The sequence below is a fragment of the Microvirga sp. genome (assembly GCF_014699075.1).
In the GTDB taxonomy this organism is placed as follows: domain Bacteria; phylum Pseudomonadota; class Alphaproteobacteria; order Rhizobiales; family Beijerinckiaceae; genus Microvirga.
In genome coordinates this window covers 14,515-27,899 of the sequence record NZ_JACXAB010000047.1, presented here as the reverse complement: position 1 = coordinate 27,899, position 13,385 = coordinate 14,515, and the positions used below count along the sequence as shown (strand labels likewise).

14 protein-coding genes and 1 pseudogene are annotated in these 13,385 nt (G+C 60.9%); 6 read left to right on the top strand and 9 right to left on the bottom strand.

The window, feature by feature from the left end:
- Positions 1 to 481: pseudogene (locus tag IC232_RS26935) on the bottom strand (hypothetical protein); the annotation flags it as partial.
- A 267-nt stretch (positions 482 to 748) separates the two neighbouring features.
- Here IC232_RS26935 and IC232_RS26930 point away from each other — a divergent pair.
- Complete coding sequence (locus IC232_RS26930; RefSeq protein WP_312895242.1) at positions 749 to 916, top strand: WGR domain-containing protein; 168 nt, start codon at positions 749 to 751, stop codon at positions 914 to 916.
- 115 nt (positions 917 to 1,031) lie between these two features.
- Here the strand turns inward: IC232_RS26930 and IC232_RS26925 are convergent, their stop codons facing one another.
- Positions 1,032 to 1,235 (bottom strand): hypothetical protein, encoded by a 204-nt coding sequence (locus IC232_RS26925; RefSeq protein WP_190848036.1) that lies wholly within the window; start codon positions 1,233 to 1,235, stop codon positions 1,032 to 1,034.
- Between the two features lie 223 nt (positions 1,236 to 1,458).
- Here IC232_RS26925 and IC232_RS26920 point away from each other — a divergent pair, with 223 nt between their 5' ends.
- The gene (locus IC232_RS26920; RefSeq protein WP_190848035.1) at positions 1,459 to 1,782 is read left to right on the top strand and encodes a hypothetical protein; all 324 of its coding nucleotides are present in this window, start codon (positions 1,459 to 1,461) and stop codon (positions 1,780 to 1,782) included.
- 20 nt (positions 1,783 to 1,802) lie between these two features.
- Here the strand turns inward: IC232_RS26920 and IC232_RS26915 are convergent, their stop codons facing one another.
- Complete coding sequence (locus IC232_RS26915) at positions 1,803 to 2,453, bottom strand: SOS response-associated peptidase (RefSeq protein WP_190848034.1); 651 nt, start codon at positions 2,451 to 2,453, stop codon at positions 1,803 to 1,805.
- Between the two features lie 292 nt (positions 2,454 to 2,745).
- Entirely contained in the window at positions 2,746 to 2,976 is a 231-nt protein-coding gene (locus IC232_RS26910; protein WP_190848033.1) for a VOC family protein, read from the bottom strand.
- Between the two features lie 141 nt (positions 2,977 to 3,117).
- On the opposite strand from IC232_RS26910, the gene IC232_RS26905 reads away from it, so the two are divergent.
- Complete coding sequence (locus IC232_RS26905; protein WP_190848032.1) at positions 3,118 to 3,522, top strand: DoxX family protein; 405 nt, start codon at positions 3,118 to 3,120, stop codon at positions 3,520 to 3,522.
- Positions 3,523 to 3,614: 92 nt separating this feature from the next.
- Here IC232_RS26905 and IC232_RS26900 read toward each other — a convergent pair whose 3' ends face one another.
- The 3 genes from IC232_RS26900 to IC232_RS26890 form a co-directional block, all read right to left on the bottom strand.
- Positions 3,615 to 4,337, bottom strand: coding sequence for a Crp/Fnr family transcriptional regulator (locus IC232_RS26900; protein ID WP_190848031.1), 723 nt, complete (start codon positions 4,335 to 4,337; stop codon positions 3,615 to 3,617).
- Between the two features lie 296 nt (positions 4,338 to 4,633).
- Positions 4,634 to 4,861: a LuxR C-terminal-related transcriptional regulator gene (locus tag IC232_RS26895; RefSeq protein WP_190848030.1), complete on the bottom strand. Its 228-nt coding sequence runs from the start codon at positions 4,859 to 4,861 to the stop codon at positions 4,634 to 4,636.
- A 236-nt stretch (positions 4,862 to 5,097) separates the two neighbouring features.
- Complete coding sequence (locus IC232_RS26890) at positions 5,098 to 5,760, bottom strand: hypothetical protein (RefSeq protein WP_190848029.1); 663 nt, start codon at positions 5,758 to 5,760, stop codon at positions 5,098 to 5,100.
- Positions 5,761 to 7,160: 1,400 nt separating this feature from the next.
- Here IC232_RS26890 and IC232_RS26885 point away from each other — a divergent pair.
- Positions 7,161 to 8,147, top strand: coding sequence for a hypothetical protein (locus tag IC232_RS26885; protein ID WP_190848028.1), 987 nt, complete (start codon positions 7,161 to 7,163; stop codon positions 8,145 to 8,147).
- A gap of 4 nt (positions 8,148 to 8,151) precedes the next feature.
- Positions 8,152 to 8,664, top strand: coding sequence for a hypothetical protein (locus IC232_RS26880; RefSeq protein WP_190848027.1), 513 nt, complete (start codon positions 8,152 to 8,154; stop codon positions 8,662 to 8,664).
- A 228-nt stretch (positions 8,665 to 8,892) separates the two neighbouring features.
- Here IC232_RS26880 and IC232_RS26875 read toward each other — a convergent pair whose 3' ends face one another.
- Positions 8,893 to 10,194, bottom strand: coding sequence for a hypothetical protein (locus tag IC232_RS26875; protein ID WP_190848026.1), 1,302 nt, complete (start codon positions 10,192 to 10,194; stop codon positions 8,893 to 8,895).
- A 1,248-nt stretch (positions 10,195 to 11,442) separates the two neighbouring features.
- Positions 11,443 to 12,621, bottom strand: coding sequence for a hypothetical protein (locus IC232_RS26870; RefSeq protein ID WP_190848025.1), 1,179 nt, complete (start codon positions 12,619 to 12,621; stop codon positions 11,443 to 11,445).
- A gap of 281 nt (positions 12,622 to 12,902) precedes the next feature.
- Between IC232_RS26870 and IC232_RS26865 the strand changes: the two genes are divergently transcribed.
- On the top strand, positions 12,903 to 13,268 hold the full coding sequence (locus tag IC232_RS26865) for a DUF3572 domain-containing protein (RefSeq protein WP_190848024.1): 366 nt from the start codon (positions 12,903 to 12,905) through the stop codon (positions 13,266 to 13,268).
- The last annotated feature ends 117 nt before the right edge of the window (positions 13,269 to 13,385 follow it).

The window sequence follows — 13,385 nt, the reverse complement described above, 5'->3', positions numbered from 1 at the left end:
CGATGCCGTCGGCCTTCAGAGGGCCGTAGCCGTGTCTGGTCAGGGCTTTCTGAGCTGTGGCGCTGACAAAGTGTTGGGCATTAACCGTGCTCGTGTTGATCGAACCTGTTGTGGAGATGTCATTGCCGGAGGTGTTCAGCTGGTTGATCAGATCCCTCATCCCAGTTGCCGCAGTCACCAGTTCGGCTTGGGCAAGGTCTCTGGCTTGGGTCAGAAGATCGGCTTCCTGCCGCAGCTTCGAAACTTGAGACTGCAGTTGCTCTAGGTCACTCACAGCTGTCGTGGTGCGCTGTCGCTCAGACAGGAGGTCCATCTGAATCTGGTGGAGGTGTCTCACCTGTCCGCGCAATTGGCTTTCCACTTCTGTAGCGGACCGGCTGGAGAGGGCATACATGCCCCATCCTGTAATGGTGCCAAAGCCCAGTGCCAGGATGATCACCCGAGAGAAATCGACAAGGGAAAGCGCATATCTCTGGGCCATGGTGAACTCTCCGGTGCTTGAAAAGGGAGGGCGTCGCTACGACCCGTTCGCGGCAGTGAGGATGGAGGAGTGTGGTCGGATAATGGTTCCGCTCAGGGTTTGCTCCCTCGCAAGCCAAGGAGCGTGTCTTTAGGGTGAGCCAAAGGTTAACGGTGACCAGAGTGCCGCCCTGTGTTCGCAAGGCGCATCATCATCGTGAATCGTTAGTCTCTGATCGATTCAGGACTTTGATTGGACCTCGCCTATAAGCTTGCACAACATGGAGGTATGTCCACAGACACGATCCAGTACCTGGTGCTCGACAGGTGTGACCCCACCTGCAACATGGCTCGCTACTACGTCCTGTCGATCGAACCCAGCCTGTTCGGTGATGTGACCCTGGTCCGCCAATGGGACCGAATCGGGCAGCCGGGACAGAGAAGGATCGAGCTCTAGGACAGCCAAACACGTGCAGTGGAAGCCCTTGATACTTGGCCCCAGCGAAAGCGGCGACGCGGCTATCTCCTGCGAAGGGGGTAGAGGAAGTATTACGGGGAAACCTGGACTGCACTCAGCGGAGGATCTTGAGCAATTCTTCGACAGCTTCAGCCTCCTTAAGGCTGCCTCTCTCGTACTGGCGCAGCACGTCCCTGATTTGAGCGCGCTTTGAACGTGAGCTGCCAGCCTGCTCGTCATCAGCACATACTTGCCGCTGTATGACCGCTGGCTGTTCGGGCTTGCGGAAGTAAGTCTGTACTTTCTGCAGCAGTCTCATGTTCTGGCATTTTTGATACATGACTCTGAACCATCGATATGGGAGCTCTTGAGGCCGGTTCGTCGCCTCCTATACTTAGCAACCGGCAGGGTTGTGGAAGACAGACTATGGTCGAAGGCTTCAGAGCAAGAAAGTCGCACTTCGATTACTGGCCAAGTATGAGCAGAGCTTCAACAGTGCACACGACTGATGGTGTCGAGTGGGCGCTGAGAGGAAAACACTGATGGACGAGAGCTTCTCGCCGGCCATCTTCCTTTATGGCATGGCCCTCGTGCTCGCCGTGGGAAAGGCGTTCACGCTGACGATCTGGCGGACCCTTCCGAAACCGAGGCCAGGGCTGAGGCAAGAGATGTTGGAGGCTTGGAGGAACCGGAGGCTCCGGAAACAAGCTGCAACGAGTCCAGTCCAGCATCGTCGAAGCGAGCAGGCGGTGGACGATCCCTTGAGGGATGCTGAGGGGGCTAAGGCGGAGCCACACACCACAGTGCCAGCTCCGGAACAGGGTGCAGCAACACACCCAGAGTCCAACCCTGCTCCTGAAAAGTAGCTTCAGAGGTATCAGACAGCTCAAGCCACCTCGGGTTGATCGGACCTTGCACCTTCGGCCACGATCTCAAGCATGTCATCGGGCAGCGGCCGCTGCAGTCTGAGCGCGACTTCCGCGGGCGCAGTGAGCCAGGTCTCGTACTCCTCAGGTGTGGTGAGGATCACCGGCATGGCCTTCGGGTGGATAGGCCCGACGACGCCGTTCGGCTCCGATGTGAGGAACGAGTAGAGCAGGTGCTCGGCCTCGACCGGCTCGGCTTTCGTGCCACGCACGCCAGTCCAGGGGCGCCAGATGCCCGCGAAGGCCGCCAAGGGCCGTTCCTGGTTGAGCGCGAACCACACCGGCGTCTTGCGCGGCTTGGTATCCTTGTATTCACTGAAGCTGGTGAGCGGCACGAGGCAGCGGTGCTGCGGCTTGAGCCAGGCGCGCCAGAAAGTCGACGCTACGTTGCGCACGTTGGTCACCGGCTGGGTGCCCACCTTCGGCGGCGGCGGGAAACCCCAGCGCATCTGGATCAGCTCGCGCTGGCCATCGACGGTCCGGACGACGGGAGCCATCTGGTCCGGAAAGATCGCCGGCAGGGGAGGGACGTTGCCGGCGCTGTCGCGGGCGACCTCGAAGGCCCGGCGCATGGCTTCCTGGGTGGTGTAGCTCGAATACAGATTGCACACGGGCGGAATCCTTCTGCGCGGCATTGCCTCTTGTACAGTCGCAGTAGTTTTCGAATCGTGCAGAGGCTGGCATGGCCAGGGGATGATCGACAAGCCGACTACCGCGATATCGGAGTTTGGAAGCGACCAAGGGCGGCCGGACCTCGGACTGCCCGATGACCGCATGCCGAAGTGGCCCTGCGGTGGGCCGAGTTCATCCTCTCGCTTCCCGTGTCGGGAGCCATGGCCAGCGTCGCGATCGATGGAGCCCGCATCAAGGTCAGCGACGCGCTCGTCTTCGACATCGGCCGCTTCATGGCTGCCACCGGATGTGTAGGATCGATTCTCCGGGAGTTTCGATGGGCTGAAGAGACCCGCCCTGCGGAAACACGAGGAGAACCCCGTTCCCGCCCACGTCATAGGCTCGCATCCGGTGATCCTCGTGGATGCACGGGAGCCCGACAACCCCGCCGTAGAAGGCGGCAGCCCGGTCGAGATCGGCGACATACAAGGCCGTTTCAAGAACCCGGTTGAGCTTCGGCATGATGACCCTCCCGTCTTCTCCACTGACCCGTTGGGCTCATAACCCAGTTTTAACGCGCGTCGTAGTCCATTCGCTCCTGCCGCACGGGAGCCCATCCGCAGTGGAGCCGTAACGAACCCAGATGAGATCAGGAGAGAGTTCATGCTGGCCCGAAGCGAGGATGCGGCCCTGCTCTTTGGCCGCGTCCTGATTGCGGCTCTATTCCTGCCTTCCGGCTACGGCAAGCTGATGGCATTTTCCTCGTTTGCGGCTTCGCTTGCGGGCAAGGATATCCCTTATCCAGAAATGGTTGCTGGTCTTCTGGTGGCAGCGGAGTTTCTCGGCCCCTTGGCTCTGATCATTGGTTTGTGGCCGCGCTGGACGGCGGTGGCCCTGATCGGATTCACCGCCACCATGCTCTGGCTCACATATGGCCCGTCGATGACGGGTTTGATCTTCCGCCCTCGTCAGAACGTGGAGTTTTTCCAGAACCTCGCCATCGTTGGAGGACTGCTGATGTATTTTGCCTGTGGTCCAGGAGTCTGGAGCCGTACTCGCCTGCGTTAGGCGTGCGCCTCCCAGTAGGCTTGTTCAGTCCTGAGATAGAGCCACTGGGCCCCAGCCATAGGATTCGCTCCGTCCAGTTTGTTGCCACCAAACTAGCGATAGGTGCCCGGCAGCAATTTTTCGAACCGGGAGTGGATTTTGCGATAGCACTCGCACGCTGCTTGTTCGAGACCTCCACGATCAATTACGGCGATCCGTCCCCGGCGCTGCTCGATCAGGCCAGTGGTCTGGAGGCTCCGTAGGGTCGCACTGACCGTGGAGCGCTGGACCCCGAGCATTTCTGCCAAAAATTCGTGCGTCAGAGGCAGGGCGTCGTGGTCTAGGCGGTCATGCGTGCTGAGGAGCCAGCGGCAGCATCGGGCCTCGACCGGGTGCACGGCATTGCAGGCTACGGTGTGATACGCCTGGGCGAGCAGTGCCTCGTTATAGGCGAGCACCAATCTTTGTAGGCTGGGACGTGTCCGGATCGCTTCCTGCATGTGGTCGAGGGAAATCCGAGAGGCGGTGCCGGGAACCTGTACGACATAGCGCCCGAAGGCTTCACGGCTGACAAAGGCGCTCAGCAGCCCAAACAAGCCCTCGCGCCCGAACATCGCCACCTCGGCTAGACGGCCATCCTCCAGAACATCGACAAGGGAGACAATGGCATCGTGCGGAAAGAAGGTGAAGCGGATGGGGTCACCGGGCTCGTAGAGAACGGTCCCACGCAGCAGGATGACCGTCTCAAGGTGTGGTTCAAGAGAGGCGAAGTCGTCGGGTTCCAGTGCAGCGAGAAACCGGTTGGCCCGATGGTCTGTCTTAGGATTTCTGCCCATGGCTAGGATACTGCGGAACTGTGGAGAACATGATGTCCATAGCGCCGAGCGATGGCAGTTCCGGTCGGAGCCAAGGAGATGAAGCAGCGCGATGCGTGGCTGGCAGTAAGGCTTCACGACCAGGGGAGGTCACCCGGTGGCGGCACTCGAACATTTTCCCTCCACGTCCAAACTGACAGTTTGGCTGGTTCGATGCAGAGGCGCATTCCACATTTGTGATACGCCCTTGGAGGGATGGGGCCGCTATCTACTGCCTCATGGCAGTGGATCAGGCCAGACGCCGTAGCTTCTTTTGCTCAGTTCTGTGCTGGTAATGATCCGAGCTTTGTCACGAGGGCTACAAGCTGGCTCTTACGGGTGAGATCGAGGCGCTCGTACACGACCTTCAGGACTGTGCGGATCGTTCCGTCCGCCAGCCCGAGTTGCTCTGCTGCCTCTTTAGAGGACAGTCCACCTCCGACCGCAGCAGCAATGCGAGCCTGCCCCCTCGTGAGGCCGAGCCGGATAAGACGCTCCAGGATCACGTCTGACCCCGGGGTGGATAGGCCGTTGAGAAGGACCAAGACCCCAGGTTTGAGAGTAAGATGTTCGAAGTCGGTTTGCTGATCCCTGCCAATTGGAATTGCCTGAACAAGACGTTTCTGCTCAACGCCCGGAGCGCAGGACAGCACCAGCGGGGGCTGCACCAAGCTCACCCGGCCAGGAAGAGCAGAGATCACCAAGGCGTCCAAAGCCTTCTGATCTTGCGCCGTTGTCGCCTTCAAGCGACCACGGAGACATCGAACCCCGCACCGAGCATGGACCGAGCCGTTTGAGTCATGGAGACCACCACGCCGCGATCATCCAAAAGGATCGCTCCAGAGGTAGAATGGTTCAGGACGTTACTGAGAATGCGTGAAGCACGTCGGCCTTCAGCAATCTCAGACCCTGCCACAAGCGCGCGGGCGGCGTGGGGTGCGAGGCGGATGAAGTTGTCTACTTCTTCCTTCTCGAAGGACCCTCGGCGAAGGTCCCGGTGGAGACCCACCGCCACAATCTGCCGTGAGGGCAGGGCGGTCACGTAGCCCAGGTACGCACCCAGCTTGTGAGATCGCAGGAACTCCTGGAAGAACGGATGGGTCCGTGCAGTTTCCTCGTCCAGGAGGTCAGGATCAGTGATCAGCCCTTCTGTTATCCCGAGTGCAGATCGCCGCTCGATGCGAATGTCGTAGCGCCACCACTCTTTGTTGTAGTCCTGCGTGGCCTCATCCAAGCTGGAGGAACCGATGGTCACCACCCGGTCCGTTGCCGTGAGCGGCACGATGGCTGCGCCGAGTCCGCCGGTAAGATGACCGATGTGCTCCAGAGCTTCCGGCCAGCGCTCCGGGGCGAGCGCGGAGGCATAGATCGCGTCTATGGCCGTAAGCAGATCCGGCTTCCCCATGCCCCTTCGCCTTTTGGTCTGTGCTGGAGAGCATGACAGCAGAGGATGGGGCACTTGTCACGATAAATCATCTCGGGATCGACAGGATCAAGCCACTACGAGAGCCTCCGATGACCCTGTTGCACAATCTTAAGCTGTAGCGACGTTGATCCCGTCAGCGTCCACGAACAGTTCGACCACCTTCCGGGCGGGGTTACAGTCAGAAGGAGGGTTGGGGTGCTAAAAAATCATTTCTGGGAGAACGGCTTGGGCGACGGAACCGGGGAGCAGGACCGATCCCTGGTCTAGAGTTATTTTTTCCCGACCCCTCACTGCTGTCCTGACGCCCCGGTGATGGGGCGTTAGCTTCCGGTCGCCGGGACGGTCGATAAAATTGTTCTACGGAGAGTGAAAGGCGGTGAGGGGCGGGCGAGAACGCAGTGAGGGGCTAACGGCATCGCACGCAGCATCAGTAGGCATTCCTCTCGCCGTTCACCTTGATTCCACAGTGACAGATTCGAAACAAGGATGAGAAATCAATACATCCGTCGTGTCCATCTCACGCAGTGACCAATAACCTGCTCGGGCAACGATGTTCGCCAATTGCACACATGGGTCGCCTGTCTCTCATGCACCAGACCGGCCATCTCAATGGCACTTGTGTCACGCGGATAACGACAACGGGCTGGGAGTCACGTTCAGCCGCATACACTCAGGCGGATTGAGCGTGTTCGCCCGTCATGGCCCCAACCGCGTCAAAGCTCCTTGTGAGCGCTCGCCAAAGGTTGCCGAGCTCATTCAAGCCCGACACGTTGGAGCTGAATCCGTTCCCACCGGCTCCGTGGGAGAGCGATCGTTCAGGGCTGTGTGTCATCTGACCGGCCCATGTCGGGAGATGGAGAGCCTGCATCGCTCCTCGGGCATCAATAACCATCGGGTCATCCAAGCCATCTTTGGCCGGCGCGGCATTGATCGCTACCGCATAAGACTTCTTCAGTATCTGCGCCCGAGCAGAGCCGGGTACGCAGCCGAGCCACTGGTGCGGCTGCGGTCATTGTAAACCTAAATGCGTGCGGCGCGGCGTTCATCCAGCAAGTCCCGGCGATCTCAGCGGGCAAGGCATTGCCAGATGTGCCTGATGATCATCGGACCGGCTGCGTACCTGCGGCAGGGTCAGTTCAGGTGCTGCGTAAGGTAAGACGATAGGTGAAGCAATCCCAGGAGAGAATGACGGGAGGATCACCGGACGGTTGAAGGAAAAGACGAGATAAATCCCAAAAGGACACCTCACGCCTTGCTAAAGGACGATCCGAAGCGGTGCAGCACCTGAGGCAAGAGTGACATCGTCGATCCTTCGACGGGCGGCCCGCACAACGCAGGCCAGCTCACACTCATCATCAACCCTCATTGAGACCTATTCCATGTCCACACCTCAGGAAGATCCTGCACAAGTCATACACGACCTCGTCGCACTCACCAGGAAACGTATTATCGGCCAGGATACCGCCGTCGAGGTATTCGCCCTGGAGGTTTGCAACCACATCGCGCTCGGCCCCCTGCAGCGCCGGCCTGGCGTCTTCCTCATTGCCGGTCCGAATGTCGAAGAAGACCATCTCGATCTGATCCGAGGCCTCGTCCGATCCCTGAAGAGCATGGGCGGCCTGTACAAGCTGGCCGGCAATCCAGCGGAGGATATCGACCAGATCTTCTCATCGTCCCCGGTTGCCACGGAGGGGGACTCGTTGCTGCAGGCTCTGGAGCACAACCCTGACGGCGTGTTCGTGCTTCAGGACATTGATCAAGCCCACCCGAACCTCCGCACCCGCCTCGAGCGCATCTGGAGGCATGGCCACCTTGTCGATGAAACAGGCAAGTTTCGTGCCTTGGCTGATGCTATTTTCATCCTCACCACCGAGCTGGCTCAGGACAAGATCGGTGAGATCGCCCGCAGCGAGCCGGATCCGGCCCGCTTGCATATCGAGTGCCTCAAGACCCTCGTCGATGCCGGCTTTCCAGCTTCGCTCCTCAGACACGTCGACTTCGCCTTCGGCCTGAAGCGCCTCACAGGGGGCGAACTGATGCGTGCCTACTACGAGCGCCTTGCCGCTCTGGTGGTTTCGCATGGGCTGGTTCTGGAGGAAGGCGGGCTTGATGCACGCATCCTTCTTCACGCCATAGACCCGACGGCTGAGCCCGCCGTCCCGGATCTCATGCTGCCGTGGAATAACCTCTCCGATCGCTTGGCGCAGTTCAAAACCGCCGGCGCTCATATGGTTAGGCTCATCTTGGAGAATGAGTCCATCCGCGTCGCACCGGTCGGAGAGGGGGCACCACGATGGGTGTTCGACGACGGTCTCGCCGACGCTGATCCGGATCTCTCCGCCGACGGGGAGGCCAAGGATGAGTAAGAGGATGAGCGATCAAGAGCTCACCGTTGAGGCCCGGCTTGAGGCGCATGCCCTCCTCGACCGGCTCGTTCAGGAGGGTGGCACCTTCGCGCGTGACGACGCCGTGCGGCTGATCGGGCTGATTCCGGTAGCGCCGCGCCGGCGCTTGTCGTTCACCGGCGTGTTCAAGAGCCGGGGCCCGGGCTTACGCGGGCAGGCCGCCGGGATCGGCGATGTCGAGGTGGGCGGGGAGGGCAGGGAGAAGCAGGTGTCCTGGAATGCTCCGTCGGCTCACCGGATCGGCGGTTACACGGTGACCCACACGCCCGGCCAGATCGCGATCGAGCTGATGTGGGCTGAGACGCGCGAGGAGCAGTCGGGCCAGAGCTGTCTGCTCCTGTATGACCCGGCCACCGGAGAGCCGCAGGCGATGCAGATCACGGTGCAGAGAACCCTGACGCTGCTGTTCCTCCGCCTGGCCTATGTGTCCTATGTGCCCTGGAAGAAGCCAGACGCCGCGCGAGCAGGGCTGGGCTGATCGGCCAATCACCGGCAGGCTGTTTACCGATCCGCCAGGATCGCCATGCCCTGCCGCTTGGTGTCGCCACCGCATTCCTCCATGTGCCCGGCTGCATGTGGAACGACGCCTACCACCGCCTCCGGAAGCACCCGGAGACGGGGGTGAAGGCCGCAGCCTAACCCACTCACACGAAAAGGCGGCTCGTCTCACGACGGCCGCCTTTCTTTATGAGCGCTCCCTCAAATCCTATGGAGGGAAGGGGACGAAGCGCAGACGCTCAGGGAAGTTCTTCGGCTCTCCGGCCCAGGACCGGACATCCGGCACCACATTGGGATCCTGCTCGGCCCAAAGGGCGAGATCGATCCGCGAGAAGCCCTTCGGCCATTCCATCGCGTCCACGATCTCCCGCCAGACGAGATGCTCGCTGTCGGTCAGGTTGCCCAGCGCGATGTAATCCCGGTGGGCCATCCACATGAAGGCGAGGTCCTGGTCCATTTCGCCCTTGGCAGCAGAGGCACTGTACTGCTCGGCATTGATCACCCGCAGATGCACGGTATGCCAGACCATGATCCGATCCCGCTCACGCTGGATAAGGGGATCCAGCCTATGCCTCACTGCATTGTAGACCCCAGGAATATCTCTGCGGATACGAAGAGCATCGTTGAAGCGCCTCATCCGAGCCTCATCATTCGGCTCGTCACTATATCGAGTAGCGAACAGCCAGCGCCTCAGGTCTTCTTTTGACATCGACTCACTCGGCTCAGTCGTGGCGAAACCGAAGTGAGGGAACAGCGCCAGGATCGCCGGATCGACCTTTGTCTGATCCATGGCATCGGAGAAGTCGTAGTTCATGGAGAACTTCGTCTTCTGACGCGGCAAACCCTCAGGCGGGATTTCCTCGCCCGGCTCGTTCTCGGCATCCCACTGTGCCTTTGCCCGAGCAGCCTGCTCGGCCAGCTCGGCCTCATACTCTGGATCGTTCTCGACCACGGTGATCTGGACCGTGCGATGCTCGACCGGCCTGATCTCGAAAGCCTTCTCAGGCGTCTCGATCTGAATGGTGTCCACGCCGAGGCCACCAGCCGTCGTCGACTCCAGCAGAGCGGCCGCAACCTGCGGCGCAGCCTTAGGAGCAGGCGTCGGCACACGCGCTGGGATGTTTGCCGGCGCCCGCGCCGACGAGCGGCGGGTGGTGCGCCCACCGGCCTTTGCGCGTGACTTGCGTGGGAGCAGGGGATCACCGGGAAAATTTTTCCTCGGTCGTCCACGGGGGCGCTTGATGGGGTTCTCAATCGAATTCCATGCGCCCGGCGACACAGCTTTCGCCAAGGCGGGAACATACACGCCGTTCGCGTCCAGGCAGCGCTCGATCTTGTCACACTCCTGCAGCAGGAGCGCTTGCCGTGCTCGGATACCAGCAACGGTCTTCTCGTACGCTGCCCTGGCCGCTTGGATTTCAGGCTCGCTCTGATCTGCAAGACGCCTCAGGCGCCCCATGCGGGCACTTGGGCGCTCTTTGCCCCAAGCGTAATCATCTTTCCTGGCCATCGAACCCCGGACCCGATTCGTATTTGGTGGAGGGCAAGCCCTCATTCCTTTGTTATGAATATTATACCGGATGGGTCCGAGCGCGGTCAATTTTTTCACTCCAGCCGCGAATGGATCTAGCACCTAAGTGACGTCCCGCTCGATCAAGCCCGCTGGTCGCTACTCGGCGTGAGGTGGGAATCGGCCGCCAGCCTTTGATTTTCACGAGAGCCGCTCTTGGGTAGGGGCGACGGTCTGCGCCCCGTGTTAGGAGAGGGGGAAAATAGACGGGCCACAGAAATTTTCACCAGCGATGGCTCCTTGCCTATGGAAAGGGTTCAGAGGGCCTAGGTCGCGGCGAGGCTCAAGACCTCAAACCGCCCGCAGATTGGCCCGGCAGGGGCCTTGCGAAGGCCGTGGAGCGGCTTTGTCGGGTTCTGGGGGGATGGGCATGGATAGGACGATCGGGCCAGTCCAGGCTCAATACCGCAGTGCCGACGCAGCAACGTTGTGACGTGATGATAGTAGGAATATTAACTAGGGCGGGTGCTGGGCTCAATACCGTAGTTTTTGTGCAGGAATTTAATCAGACCGCGATCCAGCTCCCTTCTTCGACCGCTATGGCAGCCGCGACTGGCGCCTGGACAGCCTCACATAGGGTGGGTGCCGCTCGCGATCCGGCTCGCACAGGGCCCGCCCAGTCGAAGGGCCGCCGAGGACTACGCTCTGTCGCCAGTTTTGATGCTGCCTACAGGGGCACGCCGGAAGATTAAGGCACGAAAAATCAGCGCAATTCATCTCGTTTTCCTCGCGCCGGCTTGTCGCCGGCCGCCGCAAACTAGCCGGTTCCGTAGCGTTGCCGGCCCGCATTTTCCATGCCTCGAAGCGTGATTAACTGCGGCCGCTCCAGGAGGCCTTGATCCACTCGTCAGGCGGGTTCCCAAGGCGCTCGGCGAGCTGGCCAGACAGGATCAAGATGCGCCGATGGTGATCGAATATTTTCACCTCCTGCGTCGCTGATCCGCCCGCCTCGGAGTGCAGTGAGCATCATGTTCGCGGGGAGATTACCGGAGGGTCCAGGTCAGGGCTCTCGAGCCAGTCAGGGCGTGGGGGAAGTCAGGGCGCGCACGATCGTTGCAGGATGCCACAATGGCAGACGAACACCTGTGTGACAGGTCCGCCAGCCGGTCAGGTCTCATCAGGTCGCATCGGGCGATCGCGAGGAGAGCGCGTGCGCGGCACCGGCTGTGCAAGGATTGGCCTTATCGCTTAGCGCTGGGCTCCCACCAAGCGCAGGGAGCCGCCGGTGCCGGTGGCTGAAAGCGCGTCGAAATTGAGATTTCCAAGCTTCCAGGACTGGAGGACCACAGAGGTGCTCCCAACCGCCTTGGGCTTTACGCCGCCCTCAGCCACACGCTCAATGGTGAGCGTCTTCCCGCTCCAGTCCAGCAGGAGACGGTCGTCTGGGCCGAAGCCGGCCTGGTCCCACAGATCCCGCGGCAGGCGGATAGAGGTGTAGAACCGGTCCGAGCGCTTCGCGTCGGGTATCGACTTCACCACAAGGGTTGCGGAGCCAGTCTGACGGACGCGAGCCTCGGTCTTGGCCGGGCGCAAGTCCGCCCTCGAGCGCTCTTTTGCCCTGAATGGCTTCTGCGGTTCTGGTTCCGGGCCGGGTTCAGGAGCCTGCGGGTCGACAGGTTCAGCCTCTCGCGTAAGCGGCTCTTCGGTCTTGGAGGGCTCTGGTTCAGGAGGAGAGGCGCTCGGGATGGACTGGAGCGCGCTGACAACCTCCCGCAGGCCGCCGGCAATCCCGTCAGCCGAGTGAACCATCAGGGGTGCAAGCCGGGCGATGGCCTCGATCTGCTGACCGCCGAGAGCCACCAGCTTTCTCATCTGCTCCGCCATGCCCTCTATGGTCGAGCGAAGGCCTCTCAGCTCTGCGGCCATTCCCGTCAGGGCCTGTTCCACCTCGCGTGACAGGGCAGGGGCTGATCCGGTCTGTGGGGGCGCCTCCGGAGCGGAGGGGCGAGGGGACTGCGCGGGCTTGGGACGGAAGACCTCCGCGGCGAGCGCTTCGGGCTTGCCCAGGTGCCGGGCCAGGATATCAGCGGTGTCCCGGGACCGCTTGTTCGCTGGGGCGCTCACACCACCTGAAGAATTGGCCGCCTCTGGCGACCTTTGTGGGCCCGCGTCATTGGACAGCCGAGGCTGCTGAACATTCCGGGGGGTTGCCAGGCAAGCCGGACACAAATCATAGGCCCGGTCGCGGCCGAGAAGCCAGCCGCGTTCCTTGAAGTAACCTTTGACGAACTCATCACCAGCAGGCTTGCTGGCCTCGTAGCTATCTGTCTTGGGGCACCCGGAACACCGGGCGGTGAAACGGTACTTGGACGGGGCACCCCCGGTTCGGGTAATCTGCGGCTCGAACTGACGTGCGATGCCGGGCATTGCAATGATCCTGATCGTTGGAAGGCGGTCTTTGGGGCGGGAAAGACGCACTGTCTCCGCCTCTTGACCCGGAATGAGGTTGTAAGAATGCGCAGGGGATTACCACCGAACCTGCGAAATTCCAACCAGTTAGTCCTAGTGCGCCTTACAGCGTAGAGGCTGCTGGCCACGCCGGAGCGGATTCCATTCCAGATAGAAGTGACAGTCCGGGATGTCTGCGCTGGGATCGCCAGCATTGTATATTAAGATATCGGCGGATGGCGGAAGCCACGGAGGCGGACATGAGCGAGACATTCCAGGGGAGGACTATTGCCGGCCGAGGCGACGCTGAGAGTGTTGCCATCCAAGTGCTGAACTTTATTGTCGCAGACGTCGATCGGATCATCCAGTTCCTGAATGTCACCGGTCTCCAGCCCGAGACGATCCGCACATCGGCGACATCATCGCATTTCCTGCTGGGTGTCCTTGAGTATGTGGCGAAGGACGATGAACTGCTGAAGGCGATCAATGAGGAACTGAAAATCCGGCCGGCCGCCATCCTGGCGGCGATCGTGCATCTGTCGCCGGAACCCGAAATGAAGCCGTTCGATAAGGACGATAAGATCGACGCAGCCCCTCAACTGCCGAGGCGTAACCTGTTCCACTAAAAGGAAAGCCCTCCTCACCCGCCGTTGCCAGATTGGTGAGGAGGCCTCCCATCCTGGAAAGCTAGGATGGAGTGGCAGCTTCCGCTTTGAATAATGCTGAGACCCGATGACAGTTTC

What these genes read in the sequence shown, in the direction of transcription:
- IC232_RS26930 (WP_312895242.1), top strand. Translation starts at nt 749, where the DNA reads ATGTCCACAGACACGATCCAGTACCTGGTGCTCGACAGGTGTGACCCC.
- IC232_RS26925 (WP_190848036.1), bottom strand. Translation starts at nt 1,235, where the DNA reads ATGAGACTGCTGCAGAAAGTACAGACTTACTTCCGCAAGCCCGAACAG.
- IC232_RS26920 (WP_190848035.1), top strand. Translation starts at nt 1,459, where the DNA reads ATGGACGAGAGCTTCTCGCCGGCCATCTTCCTTTATGGCATGGCCCTC.
- IC232_RS26910 (WP_190848033.1), bottom strand. Translation starts at nt 2,976, where the DNA reads ATGCCGAAGCTCAACCGGGTTCTTGAAACGGCCTTGTATGTCGCCGAT.
- IC232_RS26905 (WP_190848032.1), top strand. Translation starts at nt 3,118, where the DNA reads ATGCTGGCCCGAAGCGAGGATGCGGCCCTGCTCTTTGGCCGCGTCCTG.
- IC232_RS26900 (WP_190848031.1), bottom strand. Translation starts at nt 4,337, where the DNA reads ATGGGCAGAAATCCTAAGACAGACCATCGGGCCAACCGGTTTCTCGCT.
- IC232_RS26890 (WP_190848029.1), bottom strand. Translation starts at nt 5,760, where the DNA reads ATGGGGAAGCCGGATCTGCTTACGGCCATAGACGCGATCTATGCCTCC.
- IC232_RS26885 (WP_190848028.1), top strand. Translation starts at nt 7,161, where the DNA reads ATGTCCACACCTCAGGAAGATCCTGCACAAGTCATACACGACCTCGTC.
- IC232_RS26880 (WP_190848027.1), top strand. Translation starts at nt 8,152, where the DNA reads ATGAGCGATCAAGAGCTCACCGTTGAGGCCCGGCTTGAGGCGCATGCC.
- IC232_RS26875 (WP_190848026.1), bottom strand. Translation starts at nt 10,194, where the DNA reads ATGGCCAGGAAAGATGATTACGCTTGGGGCAAAGAGCGCCCAAGTGCC.
- IC232_RS26870 (WP_190848025.1), bottom strand. Translation starts at nt 12,621, where the DNA reads ATGCCCGGCATCGCACGTCAGTTCGAGCCGCAGATTACCCGAACCGGG.
- IC232_RS26865 (WP_190848024.1), top strand. Translation starts at nt 12,903, where the DNA reads ATGAGCGAGACATTCCAGGGGAGGACTATTGCCGGCCGAGGCGACGCT.